Consider the following 23849-nt stretch of genomic DNA (forward strand, 5'->3'; position numbering starts at 1 on the left):
GATGGCCTTCGCGGCCTCGAGCTTCGGCCTCGTCCACTATCGCGATACCGGCCCGCGCGACGCACCTGCGCTCGTATTCGTCAACTCGCTCGGCACCGACCTGTGCATCTGGGATGGCGTGGTCGAGCAACTAGCAACGGACCACCGTGCCATCACCTACGACAAGCGCGGGCACGGGCTCTCGTCGGTGCCGCCGGCTCCTTACGCGATCGCCGACCTGTCGCGCGACCTGCTGGAACTGGTCGACCACCTCGGCCTCGATCACTTCGTGCTGGCCGGAGTCTCGGTGGGCGGCATGGTCGCCATGCGTTTCGCCATCGATCATCCGGAGCGGCTGGCGAGTGTGGTCCTCTGCGACACCGCCGCAAGGATCGGTGACTTAGCGACCTGGAACGCCCGCATCGATGCGATCCGCCGGGGCGGCATGGCGGCGATCGCCGACGCCGTCCTCCTCCGCTGGTTCCCCCATTCCATCCGCACCGGTCGCGACGTCGAGATGGCCGGCTGGCGCAACCTGCTGCTACGCTCGTCGGTGGAGGGCTATGCCGGAACCTGCGCCGCCCTGCGCGATGCCGACCTCACCGCCGCCGTCGCCGATATCGCCGTCCCGACGCTCATGGTCGTCGGCGCCGAGGACCAGTCGACCCCTCCCGATCTCGTTCGCGCCACCGCCGACCGCATACCGGGCGCACGTTTCGAGCTCATCGCCGGGGCAGGGCACATCCCGTCCATCGACCGGCCGACGGATCTCGCCCGGCTGATACGCAGGCATGTCGAGGAGGCTGCGCATGGCTGACCATTTCGAAGACGGCATGGCTACGCGCCGCGCGGTGCTCGGCAACGCCCATGTCGATCGCGCCGAGGCGGCGAAGACCGCATTCGACGCCGACTTCCAGGCCTTCATCACCGAGGGTGCCTGGGGCTCGGTGTGGTCGCGCCCAGGTCTCACCCGCCGCGAGCGCTCGCTGATCACCATCGCGCTGCTCGCCGCTCTCGGACACGACGAGGAGTTGGCCATGCACGTCCGCGCGACGGCGAACACCGGCGCCAGCCCCGACGACATCAGGGAGGCGCTGCTGCACGTCGCGGTCTACGCTGGAGTGCCCGCCGCCAACCGTGCCTTCAGGGTCGCGAGGAAGGAACTGGAGGCGCGGCAATGACCATCGTCCCACCCTATGGCGAGGAGGGCTCGCTCTACCCGCGCGACCGCGCCTGGCATCCGCCGGCCAATACGCCCGGCTACAAGAGCACGACGCTGCGCGCGCCCCGGCACGCCTTGCTGTCGCTCGGCCAGACCAGATCCGAGCTCACCGGCCCGACCTTCGGCCACGGCATCCTCAACCCACTCGACAACGACCTGATCCGCAACTTCAGCCAGGATGGCGGCGAGGCCATCGGCCAGAGGATGATCGTTTACGGGCAGGTGCTGGACGAGAATGCCCGGCCGGTGCGCGGCACGCTCGTCGAGTTCTGGCAGGCCAATGCCGGTGGGCGCTACCGCCACAAGCGCGAGGGCTATCTCGCGGCGCTCGATCCGAACTTCGGCGGCTGCGGCCGCGCGATCACCGACGACAACGGCTACTACCACTTCCGCACCATCAAGCCCGGCGCCTATCCCTGGCCCAATGGCGGCAATGACTGGCGGCCGGCGCACATCCACTTCTCCGTGTTCGGCCATGCTTTCGCGCAGCGGCTGATCACCCAGATGTATTTCGAGGGCGACCCGATGATCTGGCAGGATCCGATCGCGCTCTCGATTCCCGATCGCGCCGCGGTGGAGCAGTTGATCGCAAGGCTGGATCGCCACAACACGACGCCCATGGACGCGCTGGCCTATCGCTTCGACATAGTGCTGCGTGGACGGCGTTCGACGCTGTTCGAGAACCGGCCGGAGGGAAACTGATGCTCAACCGCCTGCCGCCGCTGAGGGAGAGCCCGTCGCAGACTGCCGGCCCCTATGTGCATATCGGGCTCACGCCAAGCCTCGAGGGCATCTCCGGGCCGAACGTGCCCGACCTCGGCTCCGGGCCGATCGCCGCGGGCACCGGTCAGCCGATCAACATCATCGGCCGCATCTTCGATGGTTCGGCGGCGCCGGTGGGTGATGCGGTGGTCGAGCTCTGGCAGGCCGACGCCGACGGGCGGCACAATGCCGGCTGGGGCCGGACCGCATGCGGCGCCGATGGCAGCTTCCGCTTTGAGACCGTCAAGCCGGGCCGCGTCGCCGGCCCCGATGGCAAACCAATGGCGCCGCATCTGACGCTGTGGATCGTCGCGCGAGGCATCAATGTCGGGCTGCACACTCGGCTCTACTTCGACGATGAAGCCACCGCCAACGCCTCCGACTTCGTGCTGAACCGCATCATCGACCCGCGCCGCCGGACGACGCTGGTCGCGAAGCGAACCGAGGTGGCGGGACGCGCCACGTACACGCTCGATATTCGCCTGCAGGGCGAGGGCGAAACCGTGTTCTTCGACATCTAGGACAGCGCATGGACAAGACCGTTCCCGACCTCGCTGCCGCCGTTGCCGGCATCACCGATGGCATGAGCCTTATGGTCGGCGGCTTCGGTGGATCCGGTGCGCCGATCGAACTGATCCACGCGCTGATCGACCAGTTCAAGGCCACCGGCAGCCCCGGCCGGCTGACCATCATCAACAACAATGCCGGCAATGGCCGCGTCGGCATCGCCGCCATGATCGACGCTGGCATGGTGGAAAAGATGATCTGCTCCTTCCCGCGCTCGGCCGATCCCCGCGCCTTCACCGAGAAGTATCTCGGTGGCGAGATCGGTCTCGAGCTGGTGCCACAGGGCACGCTCGCCGAGCGAATCCGCGCCGGCGGCTCCGGTATCCCCGCCTTCTACACCCCCACGAGCTATGGTACCGACCTGGCCGCCGGCAAGCCCATCGCCGAGTTCGAGGGGCGGCACTACGTGCAGGAGCGCTGGCTCAAGGCCGATGCCGCGCTGATCAAGGCCGAGCTTGCCGATCTTCTGGGCAACCTCACGTACCGCAAGGCGGCCCGCAATTTCTCACCACTGATGGCGGCAGCGGCGAAGCTCACCATCGTGCAAGCCAGCCGCATCGTCGCTCCCGGCGAGATAGACCCCGAGCACGTCATCACGCCCGGCATCTTCGTCGATCGCATCGTCGAGGTCGCCGATCCGCAACAGGAGGAGGCCCTGATGCGCGACGGAGTCGCCTACGCATGAGCACCAGGCTTTCCAATGCCCAGATCGCCTGGCGCGCGGCGCAGGACATCGAGGACGGCGCCTATGTCAACCTCGGCATCGGCTTTCCCGAACTCGTGGCCAAGTTCCAGCCGCCCGGCCGCCATGCCATCTTCCACACCGAGAACGGCGTCCTCAACTTCGGCGAAAGCCCACCCGAGGGCGAGGAGGATTGGGACCTCATCAACGCCGGCAAGAAAGCCATTACGCTGAAGCCCGGTGCCGCATTCTTCCACCACGCGGACAGCTTCGCCATGGTGCGCGGCGGCCATCTCGACGTCGCCATCCTCGGCACCTACGAGGTGGCCGAGACCGGCGATCTGGCCAACTGGTCGACCGGCCCCAGGGGCGTGCCGGCCGTCGGTGGCGCGATGGATCTCGTCCACGGTGCCAAACGGGTCGCGGTCATCACCGACCACGTCACCAAGGACGGCAGGCCCAAGCTGGTCGAGCGCTGCAGCCTGCCACTCACCGGTGTCGGCTGCGTCACGCGCGTCTATACCAGCCTCGCCGTGCTCGACATCGAGGACCGGCACTTTGTGCTGCGCGAAAAGCTCCCCGGCATCAGCGTCGATGAGCTGCAGGGCCTGACGGGGGCCCGGCTCGTCATTCCTGCTACGGTCGGCGACCTCGTCGCTCCGGAGGTCTGAGATGGCCGACGCCTTTATCTGCGCCTACCGGCGTACCCCGATCGGCCGCTTCGGCGGCGCACTCGCTTCCGTCCGCCCCGACGATCTGGGTGCCATCCCGCTGCGCGCGCTGGTGGCAGAGCATCCAAAGGTCGACTGGGGGGCCGTCGACGACGTCATCTTCGGTTGCGCCAATCAGGCCGGCGAGGACAACCGCAACGTCGCCCGCATGAGCCTGCTGCTCGCCGGATTGGCAGAGACCATATCCGGCACCACCATCAACCGCCTCTGCGGCTCGGGCATGGATGCGGTGCTCACCGCCGCCCGTGCCATCAGGGCCGGCGAGGCCGACCTCGTCATCGCCGGCGGCACCGAGTCGATGAGCCGCGCCCCGTTCGTCCTGCCCAAGGCCGAAACGGCTTTCTCGCGCAATGCCGAGATCTACGACACCACCATCGGCTGGCGCTTCATCAACCCGCTGATGAAGCAGCTCTACGGCGTCGATTCCATGCCCGAGACGGGCGAGAACGTCGCCGCCGATTTCTCTGTGAGCCGTGCCGACCAGGACGCCTTCGCCCTCCGTTCGCAGCAGCGCGCCGCTGCCGCGCAACAGAGCGGCCGCTTCGCCCGCGAGATTGTGCCGGTGAGCATTCCGCGCCGGAAGGGCGACCCTGTCGTCATCGACACCGACGAGCACCCGCGGGCCGATACCACGCTCGAAGCTCTTGCCAGATTGCCGACGCCGTTCCGCGAGGGGGGCTCCGTGACGGCCGGCAATGCCTCCGGGGTAAACGACGGCGCCGCGGCGCTGATCGTCGCCTCGGAGGCAGCGGCGGCGCGCTACGACCTGACCCCGATGGCGCGGATCGCCGGCGGTGCCGCGGCTGGAGTGCCCCCGCGAATCATGGGCATGGGTCCGGTGCCCGCAACACAAAAGCTCTGTGCCCGCCTCGGGTGGTCGCCTGCCGAACTCGATGTCATCGAACTCAACGAGGCCTTTGCCAGCCAGAGTCTCGCGGTTCTGCGCGAACTGGGCATCGCCGACGATGCTGCGCATGTGAACCCCAACGGCGGGGCCATTGCCTTGGGCCATCCGCTCGGCATGAGCGGCGCCCGCATCGCAGGGACGGCGGCTCTCGAACTGCAGATCACCGGCAAACGGCGCGCACTGGCGACCATGTGCATCGGTGTGGGGCAGGGCATCGCCATCGCACTCGAGGCCGTGTGATGCGTCCGCTGCTGAGCGAACTGGCGGGCGATGCGGAGATCGAGCTGCTGCTCGGCGACTCGGCGCAACTGGCCGCCATGCTCCGCTTCGAGGTCGCGCTGGCCGAGGCCGAGGCCGATGCCGGCCTCGTCAGTCCGGTCGCCGCGGCCGCGATCGCCAAATCCATTTCAAGCTTCGAACCCGACTGGGACGATCTTGCTGCCGGTATGCGGCGCGACGGCGTGATCGTCCCGGCCCTTGTACGCCAGCTGCGTGCGGCCCTGGGCGAGCCGCATGCGTCTGCACTCCACCTGGGCGCCACCAGTCAGGACGTGGTGGACACTGCGCTCATGCTGCAACTCGCCCGCGTCATCCCGGTGCTTCTCGAGCGCATCACCGCGCTCGAAGCGGTGCTCTCCGGGCTCGTCGACCGATATGGCGGCCGGGCGCTCATGGCCCATACGCGCATGCAGTCGGCTCTGCCCTTCACCGTTGCCGACAAGCTGAGGAGCTGGTCGGACCCGCTGGCGCGCCATCGCAGCGCACTGTCAAACCTGCGTCCCGAACTGCTGGTGGTTCAGCTCGGCGGCCCTGTGGGAGATGGCAGCAGCTTCTCGGGCAAGCGGGAGGAAGTGGCTCGCGGGCTGGCTGCACTGCTCGATCTCGGCCTCGCTACGCCCTGGCATTCGACGCGCGATCCGATCGTCATGTTCGGCAGCCGGCTTGCAGCCCTCACCGGTTCGCTCGGCAAGATCGGAGCGGACGTCGCGCTGCTGGCCCAGACGGAGGTCGGTGCGATCGCCCTCGCGGAAGGTGGCTCCTCGTCGGCCATGCCGCACAAGGCGAACCCCGTGCGCGCGGAACTGCTGGTCGCCCTGTCGCGCCATGCGGCCGGACTTGCCGGCACGCTCCACCACGCCGTGGTGCACGAGAACGAGCGCTCCGGCGCCGCATGGACGCTCGAGTGGCTGACCTTGCCGCCCCTCGTCATCGTCACCGGTGCCGCCCTGCAGCACGCCACCGGACTTCTCTCCGGTGTCACCAGGATGGGCGATCGAGCTTAGTGGCGACCCATTGGCGTTCGCCTACGGTTCGCGGTGGGCAACCCGGGGCATCTGCGTGGCGAACTGCCGCCAGAGACATCGACCATGGTGCCGGTGATGTACGAGGCGAGGTCGGACGACGGGAAGCAGATGAGGTTGGGGACATCCTTGGGTCTGCCCCAACGGCGCAGCGTCACTTGCAGCTTCTACTACAGACCGAGCCGGCGCGAGGCATTGGTGAAGACGCATGGTTTCAGCGGCCCTCGCCGATGACCGATCAAGGATGCCTTGGTAGATGGCCTCGTGCTCACTCACCGCAATGTCGACTGTCTGCCGGTAGTCAAGCGAGCGGATGGCAAGCGCGATGCTTTCGCGCAGCCGAGTGTCGCTTGGCGGAGTGGACCGATGCTCAGTTCGATCCCAGTCTGAACTGGGACGACGTGCGTCGCATTCGTGGTCAAGGGCCATCAGACCGGCGCCAATGCTCTCTCCAATCATGGCGGCCGCCAGCTCGACGGTGCACCATCCACCATCGCAGCGCTGCCGGCCATAGTGCGAACTAGGGCAGCATGATTGTCAGATGGCGCTTGCCCTCTTTCAACTGCCTATCATGCTAGCTACGGCTTCGCTTTGGGCTGCAGCTCGCGCAGGAAGGGGATCGAGTCGAACTGGTCAGGCTGGACATGGTCCCAAGAAATGCCCTTGGGGCGGGGGTGCGTGCTGGTCGTGGCGATCAGCTCTGTCTCGGTGGCGACGTAGTCCATCCAGCAATCGAAATCCATCATGACAATGTCCCCGTCGGGCACGATCTGGCTCGAATGCACGCTGGTGACGAGCGGCGTATCGGGCCTTATGCGACCCAGTTCGTTCAGCACGCCGGCCTCCAGGTCTGCAAATCCGCCGCCTTTGCCGGTTCTCGCGCCCCGCCGCGTCACGGCGACCGAGCCGAACACGCAGAAGTCGAGTTCGGGAATGTCGGTAAACTCGATCCGCTCGCCATAGTGCATGTAACCCTGGTGGCTCGCCGCCAGTTCGTACGATATGCCCTTGTCCCTGAGCTGGTCGGGATCGATCCGGACATAGGGAGCCTTCTGCACCAGCTCCGGAACCGGGCAGTAAAGCGTCTTGCCCTCATACAAGGCGCGCAGCCGCAGCGAGTATTGAGCTGAATCGGGGTTGACCTTCACGGCTTTGGCCGTCCGCCAGGCAGGTATCTGTACCATGTGCCAGGCGGCCGTATCTGCGCCGGTAAAGTTTGGGATGTGGCTCCGCGCCGGGCCGATCGCCACCCCGTCAGCGACGAGTTGATCCCAGATGGCGTTGCGCAGTTCGTCCTTGGCAGGGTTGCGTCCTGCCCAACGACCTCGGTCAGTCATGACGATCTCCATCAATCTCTTGGAAGTTCAGAGCCGCGTGCCGGTCGTCGCGTCAAACAACACGGGCGCCTGTTGCGGCGGGAAAAGCAGAATGTCGGGGCTGGCGATGGCCTGGCTGGCGGCGATGCGAACCGTGATCCGCGTGCCGCCGGTTTCGGCATGGACCAGACGATCACCACCGTTGAATTCGACCGCAGCGACGCGCGCCGGCAGGCCGCCGTCACCCGACGTGCCGATGGTGAGGGTCTCCGGCCGCAAGGCGATCAGGCAGGCCCTGCCGGACTGCGCGCCGTTGGCTTTTGGCGCGAGGACTGCCGCGGGCTGCCAGACCTGACCATCAGCCAGGGTCCAGTTGTCTGGCCCGCTTGCCGTGAGGGGTAACAGGTTTGCCGGCGGGCTGCCCACGAAGCCGGCGATGAATGCCGTCGCGGGGGCGCCATAGAGGGTTTCGGGGGCTTCATATTGCAGAATCCGGCCGCTCTGCATCACCGCGATGCGATCTGATGTGGCCAGAGCCTCGGCTTGATCATGGGTGACCATGATCGTGGTGATGCCGGTGCGGTCATGCAGTTCGCGCAGTTCGAGGCGCACCTTGTGGCGCAGTACCGCATCGAGGTTGGACAGGGGTTCATCCATCAGCAGCAGCCGGGGCCGGATCGCAATGGCCCGAGCAATTGCCACACGCTGCTGTTGGCCACCGGAAAGCTCGCCCGGGCGTCGGCTCAGCGATGGATCGAGCCCGACCATCTCCAGCGACTCGTCAACGCGTTTTTCAGCCTCAACGCGCCCCATGCCCAGCATGTCGAGGCCAAAGCGCACATTCTGGCGAATGCTGAGGTGAGGAAACAGAGCGTAGTTCTGGAATACCAGCCCGATATTGCGCCGCCACGGCGGCAGATTGGTGATGTCCGCGCCGTCGAGCTGGATCTGACCACGATCGGGTTCCAGGAGGCCGGCAAGGATCTGCAGCAAGGTCGACTTGCCGCAGCCGCTCGGCCCAAGCAGGGAAACGAACGCGCCCTGTTCGACATCGAGGTCGATATCGTGCAGCGCCACGGACCCCTTGTAGCTCTTTTGCACGGAGCGGATGCGAAGATAGGGAGATCCGGTCATCAGAAGCGCCTTGAAAGCTGGAAGAGGCGTTGTCCGAGGACGATCACCAGAATTGTGAAGGCGACGATCATGGCGCCAATGGCAATGGTCGTCGGGTCGATACCCTCGGTGCGAAGCCGGGAGAAGGTGCGGACGGGGAAGGTGATCCAGCCGGCGCCGGCAATCAGCGTCGTTACGACGACGTCGTTGAACGAGACGAGAAAGGCGATCGCCATGCTGGACAGCAGGCCTGGCCGAGCCAGTGGCAGAGTGATGCGGCGAACCACCTGCCAAGGTGACGCGCCCAAGCTCTTGGCGGCGGCCTCGAGGTTGGGATCGATCTCGTCGAACGCGGCGATCATGATGCGCGTCGCGAACGGCATGGTGATGGTGACATGGGCGAGGATCAGGCCCGGCAGCGTGCCGTTGATGCCCAGTTGCGCATAGATCGACAGCAGCGCGATAGCCCAGACCACCAGCGGCAGGGTCAGCGGCGCCAGCAGCAGCACCTCCATGGCAAGACGGTAGGATGGCTTGCCGCGCACCAGCCCGAAGGCGGCAAGACTGGCCAGCCCCACCGCGATCACAGTGGAGATCAGGCCGAGCACCGTGCTGATCCACAGACTGCTGCGATATTCGGAATGGTTGAGCGCTGTTTCGAACCAGCGGAACGACAGGACCCGTGGTGGAAAACGGAAGACGTTGCCGCTGTCGAATGCCGAAAGGATCAGCACCAGAATGGGCGCCAACAGGAAGAGCAGGGTAGCCACGACGGCGGCCAGCAGCATTGCCTTGCCAAAGCGGGACGTCATGAGCTTCTCCCAAGACCGCGGGAAACCAGCGCTCCCAGGATCCCTGCCAACGCCAGGAACAGCAGCATGACCATGCCGAGAGCCGACGCGAACGGCCAGTCCAACACCATTGCGGCCTGCTGATAGGCCAGCGAAGCAAAGGTCACTACCTTGCCCTGACCCAGAATTTGGGGGGTAACAAACGCGGTCAGCGATGCGCAGAACACCAGAAGGCTGCCAGCCACAATGCCCGGCAACATCAGCGGCAACAGCACGCGGCGCCACGCCACAAGGCGGGTTGCACCCAGCGACATGGCCGCCTTCTCGTAGTCGTGCGGAATGCGCTCGTTGGTGCTGATGAGGGGCAGGATCATCAGCGGCAGGAAGGCCTGGATCAATCCGATGCTGACCCCAGCGATATTACCGAGCAGCGGCAGGCTGGTCTTGATAAGCCCCATGGATTTGAGCGCGCCATTGATGAAGCCCAGCGGGCTCAAGAGATTGACCAGACCAAGGGTCGGGAGCAGCGCGCCACAGACCAGCGGCAGGATGCAAAGTCCGATGAGCAGGCCTTTGGTCCGTTTGGCGTGCAGCACTATCCAGCGCGCCAGCGGCAGGGCGAGAACGAGACAGAGCAGCGTCACCAGCCCGCTCAGCCAGAGGGTGGTCCACAAGCCGCCCAGATAATAGCTGTCGCTGATGATGCGAGCGTAGTTTGCCAGTGTGAAGGTGGGGTCCAGGCCGAGAGAGCCGGGAACCTGGCTCCAAAAGCTGAGCACAACCAAAAACAGAAACGGCAAGACGAAGACACCGAACATCAGGATGGCCGCTGGTGCAACGAGCAGCGCCGTTGCGATCGGCTTGATGTCCGGTGTCTGTTTCAATGCACTAGATCCCTAGTTCAGGCCGGCGTGATTACTGACCAAGGATTTGCTTGTTCCAGCGATCGGTCCAGTCGGAACGCTGCTCGATGACGTAGGGCCAATCCAGCTGAAGCAGGCTTGTCACTTCTTCCGGGGTATTGATCACGCGATCGGCTTCTGCTTCGGTCAGCTCAACCTTGGAGTTGGTGGGACCGAAATTGAGTTCCTTGGCATAGGCCGTCTGGGTCTCAACGCTGAGTGCAAGGTCGATAAACATCTGGGCCAGTTCAGGCTCAGGGCTGTTGGCCACCTGGCAGACCATGTCACGCACCAGCACCGGTCCCGGCGACTTGGGGAACACGAAGCCGATGCCTTCATAGTTTTCCAGATTTGACAGGACGTAGCCCGAAATCATCGGCGCGGCGGCGATTTCGCCGGCATCCATGAGCGTGAAGACCTCGTCGAGGCTGCTGTAGCTGAGCACGGGCGCACCCAGTTCCGCCAGCTTGGCAAAAGTGGCGTCCGGATCGCGTTCGCTGACGCCAGCGATACGGGCGGCAACGGCCAGCATCCCGTCGCCTTCCGAGCTGGGATACGGGGCATAGGCCATCTTGCCCTTGAATTCTTCTTTCCACAGATCGGCCCATTCGGGCGCTTCAGGGAACAGAGCCTTGCTATAGGCAATGCCGAGGCCAACCAGGCTCATGGCATAGCAACCATCGTTCATGCCGGCCCAGACGTCGGCGGCCGTCGGCACCAAAGCGGCATCTGGGGCGACAACCAGACCCTCCTTCAGGGCGGCGGGCGCCTCATAGATGTTCTGGAAGGTCACATCCATGGTGGGATTGTTGCGCTCTGCAACCATCTTGGACATGCGGTCACCGCTGCCGCCGAGCAGAAACTCAACCTTGGCACCAGTCATGGCCTCGAGGGGGCCGGCGACATGCTCCCGGAGCAGCCGTTCGATATCGCCGCCCCAGGTGCCGACGACGAGAGTGCGACCCGAGTAGTCCTGCGCAAGGGCTGGCAGGCACGGGAAAAGGCTCACGGCGGTCAAAGCCGCGTAACAAGCAATGCGTTTCATGGATTCCCTGCTGTGTTGATCGTTGTCATGCTGTTCCCGTGCCCACTCGCAAAGGCACGTTGCGAGGAGACTAGGCATGGCACAAACGCAGGGACAGGTGCCCTTCTCGTATAGGAGTCATAACCGCGCCCTTATGGGGCGGTGACTGGAACCGCCAGTACGTCCCGCTCCCGGACCAGACGGCGGATGGTCTCGCGCAGCCAGCGATGATAGCGGCTGGACTGCGATCTCTCATGCCAGAGCAGGTAGAAGGACATTACCTTGAGCTCATCCGGCATCAGCAGGACCTTGAGCTTGCCGCCCCGCGCCGCGTGCTCTGCATAGCGGCGCCCCACGGTGAAGGCGTGGTGCGTTCCGGGCAACAGCTGCGGAATGATCGAGTAGTCAGGTACCGACACTACCACGCGACGTTCAAGCCCCAAACGCACCAGCATGCCCTCGATCGGGCGGATGGAGAGATCCTGCGGGGACGAGGGGGAGATGTGGCTCAGCCTCACATAATCCTCGAGCGTCAGCTGCGTGCCGGCGGGCAGGGGATGGGAAGCACAGACGAGGCATGCGAGCTCCGAGTTCGCAAGCGGCATATGCTTCAGATGCGGCGGCGGCACTGGCCAGTTGCCGATAATTGCATCGAGACCACCCGTCTCGCGCTCCGTCTCCACGCCGCTTTGCATCGTCGGCACGAACAGCTCCAACCTGCAGCGCGGCGCAACCTTGTGCAGTTCGGCGATGAGGTGGGGCACGAGAAAAAACTCGAATGACGTGGCGGCCGCAATTCGAATTGTCCGCTCGGACGTGGCCGGATCAAATGTCTCGTCAGACTCGAGCAACTCGACGAAGCGGTTCATGAGTTCCTCGACCTGGGTCGAGACGAGCATGCCCTTATCGGTAAGAACCATCTTCTGCCCCGAGCGCACCAGGAGCGGGTCGCCGAAAATGTCGCGCAGACGGCGCAGGATGGCGCTGACCGATGGCTGGCTCTGACCAAGCTGCGCGGCCACCCCCGAAACACTACGCTCCGTCAACAGGCGACGCAGAATGTCTAGCTCGCGCAGGCTTAGGCCAAAGAAATTGGAGCGGCTATTCATAGTCACTACAGACTACCACTACCGCGCCTGGTCTCGTCCGCCTCGGGCAGTCGGAGTGGGCGCCCTCCGGGCCCACGGCGACGAAACGCCTACCAGGCAGGCTCTGATTGAAACTTCTCTGCATAGCCGCATGATGGCGGCAAAGCGCGAGACGGTACAGACCGACCTTCGTGCCCCTCAGATCCAGAACTGGTGCCATTTCGCTGTGCTTGCGTCGGCCAAGCGGGCTGCTGGCACGCCAACAGGCGCTACTTCTTCTTGCGCATGGCTTCGTTGAGCATGTCGCCCAGTGAGCCGGTGCTGCGGGGCGCTTCCTGGGGCGAGCGCTGGTTGGCGCGGAGGGGCTGGTCGCGGGGGCGTTCGCGCGGGGCGGTGGTGTCGGTTTCCTTGCGCATGGTGAGGCCGATGCGCTTGCGCGGCACGTCCACTTCCACGACGCGAACCTTGACCACGTCACCCGCCTTGACGACCTCGTGGGGGTCCTTGACAAATTTGTCGGCCAGTTGGGAGACGTGCACCAGCCCGTCCTGATGCACGCCGATGTCGACGAACGCACCAAAGGCGGCGACATTCGTGACGGTGCCTTCCAGCATCATGCCGGGCTTGAGGTGTTTGATATCGTCGACGCCTTCGGCAAATGTCGCGGTCTTGAAGGCGGGGCGGGGGTCGCGGCCGGGCTTTTCCAGTTCGGAGAGGATGTCGCGCACCGTCGGCAGGCCGAAGCGCTCATCGACGAAGCGCTTCGGATCGAGGCCTGACAGGGCCGATTTGTCGCCCATGATGGTGCGCAGATCGCGGCCACAGGCGGCGACGATCTTGCGGGCCACGCCATAGGCTTCAGGGTGAACCGAGGACGCATCGAGCGGCTCGGTGCCGTCGGTGATGCGCAGGAACCCGGCGCTCTGCTCGAAGGTGCGTTGGCCCAGGCGGGGCACCTCGAGCAAGGCCTTGCGGGAGCGGAACGGGCCGTTGGCGTCGCGGTGGGCGACGATGGCTTCGGCGACGGACGGGCCAAGACCCGAGATGCGCGCGAGGAGGGGGGCGGACGCGGTGTTGAGATCCACGCCCACGGCGTTCACTGCGTCTTCGACCACGGCGTCGAGCGAGCGGCCGAGACGGTACTGGTCGACATCGTGCTGATACTGGCCAACGCCGATCGCCTTGGGCTCGATCTTGACGAGTTCAGCAAGGGGGTCCTGCAAACGGCGGGCGATGGAGACAGCCCCACGCAGTGATACGTCGAGATTGGGGAACTCGGCCGCCGCCAGCTCGGACGCCGAATAGACCGATGCGCCGGCCTCGGAGACGATGACCTTGGTCGGCTTGGGCGCGGGCAGGCGCTCGATGAGGTCGGCGACCAGCTTCTCGGTCTCGCGGCTGCCGGTGCCGTTGCCGATGGCGATGAGTTGCACGCCGTGCTTCTTGATCAGCGCCTGGATGGCGGCCTGCGAGCCCATCACGTCGTTGCGGGGCGGGAAGGGGTAGATGGTTTCGGTATCGAGCACCTTGCCGGTGGCGTCGATGACCGCGATCTTGCAGCCGGTGCGTATTCCGGGGTCGATGCCCATGGTGGCGCGGGCACCGGCGGGGGCGGCCAGCAGCAGGTCCTTGAGATTGCGGGCGAAGACGCCGATGGCTTCGACTTCGGCGCGCTCGCGCAGCTCGACCATCAGGTCGATGGAGAGCGAGATGCGGAGGCGCGTTCGCCAGGCCCAGCCGACCACTTCGCGGAGCCATTTGTCGCCCGCGCCATTGCCCTGGACATCGAGTGCGCCAGCGACGAAGCGCTCGGCTGGCTTGATCGGATCAGTGACGTCGGCATCCACCTCGATATCGAGGCTGAGGAAGTCTTCGTCGCGGCCGCGCATCATGGCGAGGGCGCGGTGGCCAGCCACCTTGTTCCAGCGTTCGGAATGGTCGAAGTAGTCGGAGAACTTGGCGCCAGCCTCTTCCTTGCCCTTGAGCACCTTGGCGCTGAGCATGGCCTTGTCGCGCATATAGGTACGGAGCTGGCCGAGCAGGGCTGCGTTTTCCGACAGGCCCTCTGTGACGATGTCGCGGGCGCCCTCAAGCGCTTCCTTGGTTCCGGCGACCTCTTCGGTGATGTACCCCTCGGCGAGCAGAGTGGGGTCGGCGCTGCGATTGGCAAGGATGGCTTCGGCCAGCGGGCCCAGGCCGCGCTCGCGGGCGATTTCGGCCTTGGTGCGGCGCTTGGGCTTGAACGGCAGGTAGAGGTCTTCGAGCTCGGCCTTGGTAGCGGCGCCCGTGATGGAGGCAGTGAGCGCGGGGGTGAGCTTGCCCTGTTCGTCGATGGATTTGAGGATCGCAGCGCGTCTGGTCTCCAGCTCGCGCAGATAGGTCAGCCGCTCCGCCAGCAGCCGCAACTGGGTGTCATCAAGGCCGCCCGTCACTTCCTTGCGGTAGCGCGCGATAAACGGCACCGTTGCGCCGCCGTCGAGCAGTTCCACCGCAGCGCGCACCTGCTCGGGGCGGGCTGTGACTTCGGTGGCGATCTGGGCGGCAATACGGGTGTCGAGTTGGGACATGAGCCACTTCCTGTTCGGCTGGAACGACCAAGGTCGCCCCCCGGGCCGGAGGGCACTTCCAGCGCAGGGCGATTTCCTCAGTTGTCAGGGCGACCACAAGCGCGGCCAGCTGGCAGATGCGCCAGAGCGGCTCGGCGGTCAAGCGCGGTCCGCCGAACTCGAACAGCTGAAGTGGCAGAGTCCCCGGTCTGAGACGGTACGTTGTCGGATGAGGATCCGGGTAGCCTCAAGGTCGGCTGTGCGACCGACTTGCCGCAAAAGGCGCACCAAGCTCGGCGGGTAGCGCTAGGGGCGTGGGCGTGGGAATGACCGGTTTTGACGATGCCGGTTTCGCGGTGGTTTATCAGGATATCTTGGTAGGTGACGACTGGCAGCGGTGAGCGGCTAAGTGATCTAGGCCCGCAGGTGGTCGTCTTGGCACCCTCCCGCGGAGTACCCTGCACTAGCTAGCTGTCCTAGCGCACCACCCGCAGGCCATCCGGCGACAACTAGTAGTTGCTTCCGGCTGAATGCCATTCGCGGCCGCGGGACTGGAGGTCGTCTGACTGCTCGCGCCACTCGACGGCGACTGTAGGCCCCTGCGGCACATAGCGGATTTCACTCGATCGCCTACTTCGTGCCCAGCCGCGGCGCCCCGTCTACCAGTTGGCGATGCGGCCATCCGCCAGTACGGATTCCGTGGCCGGGATGATCTCCGGCGCGAACGGGTGCCGGGCTGCGGCGCGCTCGTCGATTTCGATGCCGAGGCCGGGTCCGTCGGGGATTGCCCACGCGCCGTTCACCAGGTTCAGCGGATAGGTCGAGCAGATCTCCTCGAACCAAGGCACGATGCCGACGGCTTCCTCCTGGATGACGAAGTTGGTGGTCGCGGCGTCGAACTGCAGGGCGACGGCGCCGGCGACCGGGCCCATCGGGTTGTGCGGGCAGACACCCATGTGTGCCGCTTCGGCAATGGCGGCGATCTTGCGGCCACCGGTAAAGCCCATGCAGTGCGCGAGGTCAGGCTGGATATAGGCGACGGCGCGGGTCTGGGCGACTTCGAGGAACTCGCGCGGCGTGAACAGGCGCTCCCCCGTGGCCAACGGGCAATCGACGCGCCGCGCGATGTCGGCCATTCCCGCAGTATCGCCGGGCTGGATCACTTCCTCGCAGAACAGCGGCTTTATCGGCTCGATGGCCTTGATGTAGGCGATGGCGGCATCGAGGGAATCCGGGCGGCCATGGAAATCGGTCATGATCTCGACGCCGTCGCCGACGCGTTCGCGCACCGCCGCGGCGAGCTTCTCGACGTGGCGGACGGCGGGGAGGGGGGCGTCGTATCCGGTGTAGGGAACGAAGCCGAGCTTGATGGCGTCGTAACCCATCTCCACCGTCTCCTGCACCGCGTCGCAGAAGCGGGAAATGTCGGTATTGGGTACCCGAGCCGAAGCGTCACCGCGCCGCAAATGCGTGTAGACCCGCACCTTGTCGCGCACCCGGCCACCGAGCAGCTGCCACACCGGCACCCCGAGCGCCTTGCCCTTGATGTCCCACAGCGCGTGCTCGATGCCCGAGACGGCGGTGAGGCCGATCGAGCCCAGCGGCCAGAAGCTGAAGCGCGTCATCGTGTTGACCAGGTGCTCGATCCGCATCGGATCCTGCCCGATGAGGAAGGGCGCCAGGTCGTCGATGGTGCCCTTGACCGCCCGGGTCTTCCACTCCAGCGTTGCCTCGCCCCAGCCCCACAGGCCGGGCTGGTCGGTCAGCACTTTGACGAAAATCCAGTTGCGGTGCACGGCGTTGACGACGACGGTTTCGATGCCGGTGATCTTCACGGCTGGTTCCCCCGGGGAATGGCTGTTGCTTGGAGCGACTGTGCGATGGGCGGCCTAGGCCGTCTTGATCTCGTTGGCCTCGAGGTAATCCCGATTCAGCTCGATGCCGAGGCCCGGGACGCGTGGCAGCTTCAGCGCGCCGTTGGAGTTGTCGAGCCGCGTGTGCATCAGCTCGTTGTAGCCGCTGAGGTCCCAGCGCGACGTTTCGAGCCGATAGAAGTTGGGCACCGTCATCATCACGTGGGCACCGGCGAGCACGTTGATCGGCCCGCCGGCATCGTGCGGCGAGATCGGGACGTAGTAGGCCTCGGCCAGCGTCGCGATCTTCTTCAGCTCGGTGATGCCGCCGGTCCAGGTGACGTCGGGCATGATGTAGTCGGCGAGCTTGTTTTCGAGGATCGGCACGAAATCCCACTTGGTGTGGGCCCGCTCGCCCACCGAGATGGCGGCATTCACCTTCTCGCGCACCTGCTGCAATGCGCCATAGCTCTCGGGCGGCACCGGCTCCTCGAACCAGTCGATCTGCCCGGCCTCTTCGAGCGAGCGGCAGAGGCGGATCGCCGTCGGCACGTCGAAGCGGCCATGCGCATCGATCAGGATTTCGACGTCGGGGCCGGCGGTCTGGCGGATCAGGGCGGTGAGGTCGGCGGCCTTGCGTTCGTTGGCCCGGCTCATCATCCCATCGAGATAGCCGTCGCGCTGCTCCGCCCCGCCGCGCTGGTGCGGGTAGGGGTCGAACTTCAGCGCCTTGTGGCCCGACTTCACGATGTCGGTGATCTCGGCCACCACGCCCGCGTCGGAGGTGAACTTGCTCTGGTCGGGGTGGGTGTAGAGCGAGATCTCGTCGCGCACCGCGCCGCCCAGCAGTTCGTAGACCGGCAGGCCGAGTACCTTGCCGCGAATGTCCCACAGCGCGATGTCGATGGCGCTGACGCATTCGCAGGCGGCGCCGCGGCTGCCCATATAGGTGAAGCTGCGGAACAGCTTGTGCCACAGCCGTTCGATCTGGCTCGGGTCCTCGCCGGCGATCTGGCCGCCCACCTGCTTGAGGATGGCACAAAGCGCCCGGTTGGCGATCCTGGTGGTCGAGGTAATCTCGCCCCAGCCCGAAACCCCCTCGTCGGTCGTCACTTCGACGAACAGGTATTCACCCCAATACGAGCTGCTGGCCTTGACCAGCCAGGGCCGAACGCCCGTGATCTTCATCTGCTGCCTCCCTCAAATGGCTATGTGCATGTCGCGATAGTTGCGCATGCGAAATTCTACCTCTCAGCCGGCACGCGCCGAGCTGGCCGCCCGCATCTGCTCGAGGACGTGTCGGCCGGCGCCATCGACGTGCTGGGCAATCAGCGTCGCCGCGCTCGTCGCGTCGCCTTGTTTGACCAGCCGGATCAGATCGCGGTGATCGCGCAGCACCTGGGCGCGACGGGACAGCGTGAAATTGTAGCGTCGCCCGAGGGCGCGCAGGATTTCGCGGTGTCGCCACCACAGCTCCGCCGCGAGGTGGTTGTAGTGGCGCTCGTACATCACGGTGTGAAACTGCGTGTCGAGCTCGCTGTGCAGGATCGGGTCGGTGAAATTGTTGGCCTCGATCTGGTGCTGGATGCGCTCGAGTTCGGCGATGTCGGCCGGGGTCGCCATGTCGACGAACCAGCGCACCATCGAGGGCTCGATCAAGACGCCGATCTCGTAGACGTCGCGCACGAGATCCTGGTCGATCGGACGAACGCGGGCGCTCTTGTTGTGAACGATCAGCACGAACCCTTGCGAGCGGAGCAGCTGCAGCGCCTCCCGCACCGCATTGGCCGGAGAGTTGTGCCGTACCGATAGCTCAGCCACCACCAGCCGGGAGTTGGCTTCGAGACGGCCGGAGATGATGTCGTCCCGGATCAGGTCATAGACCGCGGCGCCTTCTTCCGACACGCCGGTCGGGTCGATTCCTACAGGCGGCCGGGCCCTGAACTCACTCATCGGTTTCGATCTCTTCGTGTGCACGCGTCAGCTTTGCCGGTTTCTTGCGCTGATTTCCAGAGAGGCGGCCAGGATTTTGCAAAATTCCGGTTGCCTGTGCCGAAATCCGGGCGTTAATTGCGTAACCGGCCGGTTGCCGGCAGGCATTCTCGACTGCGCGAGGGGCGCAGGACGCGGATGGGAGGAGGAATTCATGTCAGAACACGGAACTGGCCGTGCGCTTGCGCACGGCGTGCTGTCGGCTGCCTTGGCCACGAGTCTTCTGGCCTCGACGGCGCTCGCAGAAGGCATCGACATCAGCAAATGGTCGCCCGAATATGTGCGTTCGATCGCCGGAACGGAAACGTTCGACACCGTCGGTCACTGCAACTCGGTCACCCCGACCGACTACAAGGGCAAGCTGACCTTCTGGTACCAGGGGATCTTCGAAGCCGACCCGCAGATCATGCGCGACAACTACCGCGATTTCTTCGCGGCGTTCCGCGCCACCTATCCCAATATCGAGCTCACCGAGCAGGGCATTACCTACAACGAACTGCTCGACAAGTTCCGCACCGCACTGCTCGGCAACTCCGCCCCGATGACGATCCGCCTGCAGATTCTCGGCGGTACCGAGTTCGCGGCCAAGGGCTATCTCGAAGAGCTGAAGCCCGAGGACGTCGGCTACAAGCCCGATGACTTCTGGCCGGGCGCCATGAAGGCGGTGACCTGGGACGGCAAGATCTACGGCATTCCCACCAACAACGAGACGATGGCGTTCATCTGGAATGCCGACATCTTCAAGCGGGCAGGGCTCGACCCAGACAATCCGCCCGCCACGTGGGACGACGTGGTCGCATATTCCAAGCAGATCCACGACAAGCTGGGCATCGCCGGCTACGGCATGGTGGCCAAGCAGAACGCGGGCAACACACCCTATCGCTACATGCCGCAGCTCTGGGGCTACGGCGGCGGGGTGTTCGACGAGGCCGACGCAAACCCGACCTACGGCGAGATCCGGCTCGACAGTCCGGAGAGCATCCGCTCGCTGCAGGCTTCCTACGACATGTATGTGCGCGACAAGTCGGTGCCGGTTTCGGCGCTGACCAACACGCAGGGCGAGAACCAGGCGCCGTTCATCTCGGGTCAGTTGGGCATGATGATCTCGCATCCATCCGAGTATGCGCGGATGGTCGAACTCGCCGGCACGGCAACCGGCGCCGACAAGGCGGTGGCTGACTCGGTGCTCGAGAACATGCGCTACGGGCTGATCCCGACTGGGCCGGACGGCAAGCGCGCCGTGGTCTTCGGCGGCTCCAACATCCACATCGTCAAATCGGAATATGTCGAGGGCGGCAAGGTCGACGAACCCGCTGCCAAGGCGCTGATCTGCATGTGGACCAGCCCCGAATGGTCGCTGAAGCTCGCCTGGGCTGGGTCCAACCCGGGCAATGTCAACGGCTTCAAGACGGAGTGGATGAAGGAGCGCCTCGACACCATCAAGTTCCTCGATGTGACGACCTCGATGCTGCCCAACGGCATCCCGTTCCCGGCGCTGCCGGAGGCGCCCGAGATCATGAACATCATCGTCCCCGACATGCTGCAGAACGCCCTCACCGGCACCATGACGGTCGAACAGGCCGCCAAGGACGCCGTCGAAAAAGTGCGCAAGTTGCACGGCGGCGGCGGGCTCTAAAGATCATGGCGCGGGCCGCGCACATTGCCCGGCCCGCGCCGATCCGGAAAATCCCACAATTCGAGGTCTTCCGGCCGTTGACGGGAACCAATGGTTCGGTTGATCCGGTGCCCTGAGCAGTCTCTTGCCGATGGTGCTCCAGGCCTTCCGATCAGATCGAGGCGCGGACGATGACCGGCATCGGGATCAGGTGTTCGCCGCTGGTGTCGGGCGACAGCAGCAGGCGGACCGAGGCTCTGCCCATCTCCTCGTGCGGCAGGGCAACGGTGGTCAGCCCCGGACGCAGGTAGCCCGCGACCTCGTCATTGTCGAAGGCCACGATGGAAATGTCGCCCGGAACAGACCGACCCGCCTCGGCAACCGCCTGGTACGCGCCGAAGGCGAGGCGGTCGTTGAGGCAGAGCAGGGCCGTTACGTCCGGTTGCTGCGCCAGGATCTTGCGCGTCAGCTCGAAGCCGTGCTGCGGCTCCCATTCCCAGCAACTCTCCTCGACAGCAAAATCGAGCCCATGTTCGTCCATCGCCGCGTGGATGCCGGCGATGCGCCGCGCCACGGTTTCCGAGCGGAACAGCCCTTGCTCGGCGACCTTGTTGTGACCAACGAGGGCGATGCCATCGCGATGGCCCGCCGCGACCAGCAGTTCTACCGCGGTACGGCCGCCTGTCAGTTCATCGGGCAGCACCGACAGCGGGAAGCGGCTGCTGGTGCCGTTGAGCATCACCACGCGCGTTGCCGCCGGCAACGTCGGCACGAAGATCTCGCGGGCCCGCATGGCAGCGAAGATGATGCCGTCCACCTGGCGGTCGAGGGCGGCCTCGATGGCCTGGACTTCGCGGTCGGGTCCGCCGCCGGTTTCGAGCAGCAGCAGCACGTGACCAGCCTCCTGCGCGGCGGCGAGGGCGCCGCGGATCAGGCCGTTCGCATAGCGGGTGGTGGCGACGTAGTCGGAGATGAAGGCGATGGTTCGGGTCTTGTCGGTGCGCAGCGCCTGGGCCGCGAGGTTCGGGCGGTAGCCCAACTGCGCCGCCGCCTCATGGACGCGCCGATGCGCCTCGGCCGAGAGCCGCGTATCAGGACGACCGGTCAGGATCATCGAAGCGGCGGCCGACGAAAGGCCGGCGAGCCTTGCGACATCGGCGAGGGTAACGCGCTTCTTCGACAATCCCGCCATGGCTCCAGCTTTTTCCGTAGGTTTCTACATAGAAGGGCCGCGGGCGATTTGACAACTTGGCGCGGCCCACACTGCCTGCTAAATCCATTTAGCAAGTTCGAGGGGTTGAAAGCGATGGCTTTTTCACTGCCCGACCATTGGGTCTGGGATTTCTGGCTGGCCGACGACGGCGCCGACTATCATATCTTCTACCTGCACGCGCCGCACGCGCTGGGAAATCCGGATCTCCGGCACCGCAACGCCCGCATCGGCCACGCCACCTCGCGCGATTTGATCAACTGGCAGAACCACGGCCAGATCCTCGAAACCGGCCCAGCCGGCAGCTTCGACGACACCGCCACCTGGACCGGCAGCGTGGTGCGCGGTGGCGATGGGCTCTGGCGGCTCTACTACACCGGCTCGCGCTTCCTCTCGCCCTCGAGCAATGCCAATGTCGAGACGATCGGCATGGCGGTGTCAGACGACCTCTTTGCCTGGCGGAAGCAGGCGGGTCCAATTGCCGTGGCCGACCCCGCCAACTACGAGACGCTGGGCACTTCGGCCTGGCCCGAAGAGGCTTTCCGCGACCCCTGGGTGTTCCAGGGCGAGGATGGCCTGTGGCATATGCTGATCACTGCGCGTGCCAACAATGGCGCAGTCGAGGAGCGCGGCGTTGTCGGCCATGCGACCTCGGCCGATATGCAGACCTGGCAGGTGCAGCCAGCGCTGAGCGAAATCAACGGCGGCTTCGCCCATATCGAAGTGCCGCAGATCGTCACCGTCGAAGGCACGCTGCACCTGATCTTCTGCTGCGACAGCCCCAAGCTCTCTGGCCGGCTCGCCGGCCAGAAGGGCGGCATATGGTCGGTCGCTGTTCCATCGGAACTCGGACCCTATCCGATCGACCGGGCAAGCCTGCTGGTGCCCGAGGAACTCTATGCCGGACGTATCGCCAACGACCGCAACGGTCGGGCGGTGCTGCTGGCGTTCAACAACGTCCAGGCGGACGGCGTGTTTGCCGGCTCCATTTCCGATCCGCTGCCGGTGACGCTCGGCCGCGACGCCGACGGGATGCCCAGGCTCGAACTGGAGGCGCAGTCATGAGCGTTTCGATCGCTGGGACCGTAGCCCCCGGCTACGAGCCGATCCGCACCGTGTTCGAGGCTGCGTTCGACGGCGTGCCGAGCATGGGCGCGGCGCTCGCCATCCTGGTGGAGGGCGAGCTGGTGGCGAACCTCTGGGGCGGCATCGCCGACGAACGCGACGGGCGGGGCTGGGAACACGACACCGCCTCGGTGATCTTCTCGTGCACCAAGGGCCTGATGTCGCTGCTGGTGGCGCGGCTGGTGGAGCAGGGGCGTCTCGACTACGGCGCTCCAGTTGCTCGCTACTGGCCGGAATTCGCTGCCGCGGGCAAGGGCGCCGTGACGGTGTCGGAGGCGCTGGGCCATCGCGCCGGGCTCTCGGCGCCACGCGAGGATTTCGAGCTCGCCGACATCCTCGATTGGGACGCGGCGACCTCGAAGCTCGCGGCGCAGGCCCCCTTGTGGCCGCCCGGCGAGGGCTACGCCTACCACGCACTGACCCATGGCTGGCTGGCCGGCGAGCTGGTCCGGCGGGTGACCGGGCAATCGCCCGGAGCCTATCTCCGCGAGACCATTGCACCGCTCGGGGCCGAAGCATGGATCGGCCTGCCGCCGTCACGCGGCAATGTCGCGCACCTGCAGGTGGCGCCCGAACTCGCTGACCTGTGGGTGGCGGATGCCGCGAAGGCTGCAGCCGGCGAGATCAACTGGCCCTACCGCGCCATGACGCTGGGGCGGGCGCTGCCGGCGGCCCTCGTCACCAGTGACGGAGGCTTCAACGATCGGCGCGTCCAGCAGGCTGAGATCCCCGGTGCCGGCGGCATCGCCACCGCGGAAGCCCTGGCCACGATCTGGTCGGCGGCGGTCACCGAGACGCGCGGCGTCAGGCTGGCCTCGGCGGATGTGTTGCAGCGGGCGACGGCAACCGTGAGCGAGGGCGCGCCGGTGTTTCCGGCCGAGCCGCCCTATGCGCGCTGGGGCAGGGGCTTCCAGCTCGATTCGGAGGCCAGGCGTTTTCTCACCGTGGAGAGCTTCGGCCATGACGGCGCGGGCGGGCAGGTGGCGTTCGCCGATCCGCGGCATCGCGTCGGATTTGCCTTCATTACCAACTGGATGCGGGGTCCCGGCGACAACCGCGGCACCGCGCTGGTCGATACGCTGCGCCAGCTGCTCGGAGCCTCTTGACGAGGATCGTGGGTCTG

22 protein-coding genes and 1 pseudogene are annotated in these 23849 nt (G+C 65.6%); 12 read left to right on the plus strand and 11 right to left on the minus strand.

The annotated features are described in order from the left end of the window. Position 1: 1 nt before the first annotated feature. The 9 genes and pseudogenes from pcaD to PRN20_RS20955 all read left to right on the plus strand — a co-directional run. Entirely contained in the window at positions 2-796 is a 795-nt protein-coding gene (pcaD, locus tag PRN20_RS20915) for a 3-oxoadipate enol-lactonase (RefSeq protein ID WP_273959574.1), read from the plus strand. Beyond that, the gene (gene pcaC / locus PRN20_RS20920) at positions 789-1160 is read left to right on the plus strand and encodes a 4-carboxymuconolactone decarboxylase (protein ID WP_443112597.1); all 372 of its coding nucleotides are present in this window, start codon (positions 789-791) and stop codon (positions 1158-1160) included. Before pcaD ends, pcaC begins: the two co-directional genes overlap by 8 nt. Next, positions 1157-1903: a protocatechuate 3,4-dioxygenase subunit beta gene (pcaH, locus tag PRN20_RS20925; protein ID WP_273959576.1), complete on the plus strand. Its 747-nt coding sequence runs from the start codon at positions 1157-1159 to the stop codon at positions 1901-1903. The genes pcaC and pcaH overlap by 4 nt, the downstream gene beginning before the upstream one ends. Next, positions 1903-2484, plus strand: a complete 582-nt coding sequence (gene pcaG / locus PRN20_RS20930; protein WP_273959577.1) for a protocatechuate 3,4-dioxygenase subunit alpha — start codon at positions 1903-1905, stop codon at positions 2482-2484. Before pcaH ends, pcaG begins: the two co-directional genes overlap by 1 nt. An 8-nt stretch (positions 2485-2492) precedes the next feature. Then, positions 2493-3215: a 3-oxoacid CoA-transferase subunit A gene (locus PRN20_RS20935; protein ID WP_273959578.1), complete on the plus strand. Its 723-nt coding sequence runs from the start codon at positions 2493-2495 to the stop codon at positions 3213-3215. Further along, a complete protein-coding gene (locus PRN20_RS20940) occupies positions 3212-3883 on the plus strand; it encodes a 3-oxoacid CoA-transferase subunit B (RefSeq protein WP_273959579.1) in 672 nt (223 codons plus the stop codon). Before PRN20_RS20935 ends, PRN20_RS20940 begins: the two co-directional genes overlap by 4 nt. Position 3884: 1 nt before the next feature. Continuing rightward, positions 3885-5090 (plus strand): 3-oxoadipyl-CoA thiolase, encoded by a 1206-nt coding sequence (pcaF, locus tag PRN20_RS20945; RefSeq protein ID WP_273959580.1) that lies wholly within the window; start codon positions 3885-3887, stop codon positions 5088-5090. Beyond that, positions 5090-6133 (plus strand): 3-carboxy-cis,cis-muconate cycloisomerase, encoded by a 1044-nt coding sequence (locus PRN20_RS20950; RefSeq protein WP_273959581.1) that lies wholly within the window; start codon positions 5090-5092, stop codon positions 6131-6133. Before pcaF ends, PRN20_RS20950 begins: the two co-directional genes overlap by 1 nt. A gap of 368 nt (positions 6134-6501) precedes the next feature. Further along, positions 6502-6667, plus strand: a pseudogene (locus tag PRN20_RS20955) (alpha-hydroxy-acid oxidizing protein); the annotation flags it as partial. 62 nt (positions 6668-6729) lie between these two features. Here the strand turns inward: PRN20_RS20955 and PRN20_RS20960 are convergent. From PRN20_RS20960 to PRN20_RS21005, 10 genes are all read right to left on the minus strand, one after another. Continuing rightward, the gene (locus tag PRN20_RS20960) at positions 6730-7500 is read right to left on the minus strand and encodes a 5-formyltetrahydrofolate cyclo-ligase (RefSeq protein WP_273959582.1); all 771 of its coding nucleotides are present in this window, start codon (positions 7498-7500) and stop codon (positions 6730-6732) included. A gap of 15 nt (positions 7501-7515) precedes the next feature. Then, positions 7516-8601 (minus strand): ABC transporter ATP-binding protein, encoded by a 1086-nt coding sequence (locus PRN20_RS20965; protein ID WP_273959583.1) that lies wholly within the window; start codon positions 8599-8601, stop codon positions 7516-7518. After that, on the minus strand, positions 8601-9392 hold the full coding sequence (locus tag PRN20_RS20970) for an ABC transporter permease (RefSeq protein ID WP_273959584.1): 792 nt from the start codon (positions 9390-9392) through the stop codon (positions 8601-8603). Before PRN20_RS20970 ends, PRN20_RS20965 begins: the two co-directional genes overlap by 1 nt. Continuing rightward, positions 9389-10255, minus strand: coding sequence for an ABC transporter permease (locus PRN20_RS20975; protein WP_273959585.1), 867 nt, complete (start codon positions 10253-10255; stop codon positions 9389-9391). Before PRN20_RS20975 ends, PRN20_RS20970 begins: the two co-directional genes overlap by 4 nt. 31 nt (positions 10256-10286) lie before the next feature. Further along, positions 10287-11318, minus strand: a complete 1032-nt coding sequence (locus tag PRN20_RS20980; RefSeq protein ID WP_273959586.1) for an extracellular solute-binding protein — start codon at positions 11316-11318, stop codon at positions 10287-10289. A gap of 131 nt (positions 11319-11449) precedes the next feature. Further along, on the minus strand, positions 11450-12406 hold the full coding sequence (locus tag PRN20_RS20985) for a LysR family transcriptional regulator (RefSeq protein WP_273959587.1): 957 nt from the start codon (positions 12404-12406) through the stop codon (positions 11450-11452). A gap of 248 nt (positions 12407-12654) precedes the next feature. Then, a complete protein-coding gene (locus PRN20_RS20990) occupies positions 12655-14952 on the minus strand; it encodes a Tex family protein (RefSeq protein WP_273959588.1) in 2298 nt (765 codons plus the stop codon). A gap of 638 nt (positions 14953-15590) precedes the next feature. Further along, entirely contained in the window at positions 15591-16766 is a 1176-nt protein-coding gene (gene dgoD / locus PRN20_RS20995; protein ID WP_273959589.1) for a galactonate dehydratase, read from the minus strand. Positions 16767-16820: 54 nt separating this feature from the next. Beyond that, a complete protein-coding gene (locus PRN20_RS21000) occupies positions 16821-17972 on the minus strand; it encodes a mandelate racemase/muconate lactonizing enzyme family protein (RefSeq protein WP_273959590.1) in 1152 nt (383 codons plus the stop codon). Between the two features lie 63 nt (positions 17973-18035). Beyond that, the gene (locus tag PRN20_RS21005) at positions 18036-18737 is read right to left on the minus strand and encodes a GntR family transcriptional regulator (protein WP_273959591.1); all 702 of its coding nucleotides are present in this window, start codon (positions 18735-18737) and stop codon (positions 18036-18038) included. Between the two features lie 193 nt (positions 18738-18930). Here PRN20_RS21005 and PRN20_RS21010 point away from each other — a divergent pair, with 193 nt between their 5' ends. Beyond that, on the plus strand, positions 18931-20412 hold the full coding sequence (locus tag PRN20_RS21010) for an ABC transporter substrate-binding protein (protein WP_273959592.1): 1482 nt from the start codon (positions 18931-18933) through the stop codon (positions 20410-20412). 151 nt (positions 20413-20563) lie between these two features. On the opposite strand, the gene PRN20_RS21015 is transcribed toward PRN20_RS21010, so the two are convergent. Then, positions 20564-21583: a LacI family DNA-binding transcriptional regulator gene (locus PRN20_RS21015; RefSeq protein ID WP_273959593.1), complete on the minus strand. Its 1020-nt coding sequence runs from the start codon at positions 21581-21583 to the stop codon at positions 20564-20566. Positions 21584-21697: 114 nt separating this feature from the next. Here PRN20_RS21015 and PRN20_RS21020 point away from each other — a divergent pair, with 114 nt between their 5' ends. Together PRN20_RS21020 and PRN20_RS21025 are read left to right on the plus strand one after the other, a co-directional pair. Further along, positions 21698-22666 (plus strand): glycoside hydrolase family 68 protein, encoded by a 969-nt coding sequence (locus PRN20_RS21020; protein WP_273959594.1) that lies wholly within the window; start codon positions 21698-21700, stop codon positions 22664-22666. Next, entirely contained in the window at positions 22663-23832 is a 1170-nt protein-coding gene (locus PRN20_RS21025; RefSeq protein WP_273959595.1) for a serine hydrolase domain-containing protein, read from the plus strand. Before PRN20_RS21020 ends, PRN20_RS21025 begins: the two co-directional genes overlap by 4 nt. The last annotated feature ends 17 nt before the right edge of the window (positions 23833-23849 follow it).

This window comes from Devosia sp. ZB163 (assembly GCF_028613635.1).
Classification (GTDB): domain Bacteria; phylum Pseudomonadota; class Alphaproteobacteria; order Rhizobiales; family Devosiaceae; genus Devosia_A.

Excerpts from the sequence above, each read along its gene's own strand:
- PRN20_RS21000 (WP_273959590.1), bottom strand. The coding sequence starts at position 17,972 with ATGAAGATCACGGGCGTTCGGCCCTGGCTGGTCAAGGCCAGCAGCTCG.
- PRN20_RS20940 (WP_273959579.1), top strand. The coding sequence starts at position 3,212 with ATGAGCACCAGGCTTTCCAATGCCCAGATCGCCTGGCGCGCGGCGCAG.
- PRN20_RS21010 (WP_273959592.1), top strand. The coding sequence starts at position 18,931 with ATGTCAGAACACGGAACTGGCCGTGCGCTTGCGCACGGCGTGCTGTCG.
- PRN20_RS20950 (WP_273959581.1), top strand. The coding sequence starts at position 5,090 with ATGCGTCCGCTGCTGAGCGAACTGGCGGGCGATGCGGAGATCGAGCTG.
- PRN20_RS21005 (WP_273959591.1), bottom strand. The coding sequence starts at position 18,737 with ATGAGTGAGTTCAGGGCCCGGCCGCCTGTAGGAATCGACCCGACCGGC.
- PRN20_RS21015 (WP_273959593.1), bottom strand. The coding sequence starts at position 21,583 with ATGGCGGGATTGTCGAAGAAGCGCGTTACCCTCGCCGATGTCGCAAGG.
- pcaG (WP_273959577.1), top strand. The coding sequence starts at position 1,903 with ATGCTCAACCGCCTGCCGCCGCTGAGGGAGAGCCCGTCGCAGACTGCC.
- PRN20_RS21020 (WP_273959594.1), top strand. The coding sequence starts at position 21,698 with ATGGCTTTTTCACTGCCCGACCATTGGGTCTGGGATTTCTGGCTGGCC.
- pcaH (WP_273959576.1), top strand. The coding sequence starts at position 1,157 with ATGACCATCGTCCCACCCTATGGCGAGGAGGGCTCGCTCTACCCGCGC.
- pcaD (WP_273959574.1), top strand. The coding sequence starts at position 2 with ATGGCCTTCGCGGCCTCGAGCTTCGGCCTCGTCCACTATCGCGATACC.
- PRN20_RS20965 (WP_273959583.1), bottom strand. The coding sequence starts at position 8,601 with ATGACCGGATCTCCCTATCTTCGCATCCGCTCCGTGCAAAAGAGCTAC.
- PRN20_RS20985 (WP_273959587.1), bottom strand. The coding sequence starts at position 12,406 with ATGAATAGCCGCTCCAATTTCTTTGGCCTAAGCCTGCGCGAGCTAGAC.
- pcaC (WP_443112597.1), top strand. The coding sequence starts at position 789 with ATGGCTGACCATTTCGAAGACGGCATGGCTACGCGCCGCGCGGTGCTC.
- pcaF (WP_273959580.1), top strand. The coding sequence starts at position 3,885 with ATGGCCGACGCCTTTATCTGCGCCTACCGGCGTACCCCGATCGGCCGC.
- PRN20_RS20960 (WP_273959582.1), bottom strand. The coding sequence starts at position 7,500 with ATGGAGATCGTCATGACTGACCGAGGTCGTTGGGCAGGACGCAACCCT.
- PRN20_RS20980 (WP_273959586.1), bottom strand. The coding sequence starts at position 11,318 with ATGAAACGCATTGCTTGTTACGCGGCTTTGACCGCCGTGAGCCTTTTC.
- PRN20_RS21025 (WP_273959595.1), top strand. The coding sequence starts at position 22,663 with ATGAGCGTTTCGATCGCTGGGACCGTAGCCCCCGGCTACGAGCCGATC.
- PRN20_RS20990 (WP_273959588.1), bottom strand. The coding sequence starts at position 14,952 with ATGTCCCAACTCGACACCCGTATTGCCGCCCAGATCGCCACCGAAGTC.
- PRN20_RS20970 (WP_273959584.1), bottom strand. The coding sequence starts at position 9,392 with ATGACGTCCCGCTTTGGCAAGGCAATGCTGCTGGCCGCCGTCGTGGCT.
- PRN20_RS20935 (WP_273959578.1), top strand. The coding sequence starts at position 2,493 with ATGGACAAGACCGTTCCCGACCTCGCTGCCGCCGTTGCCGGCATCACC.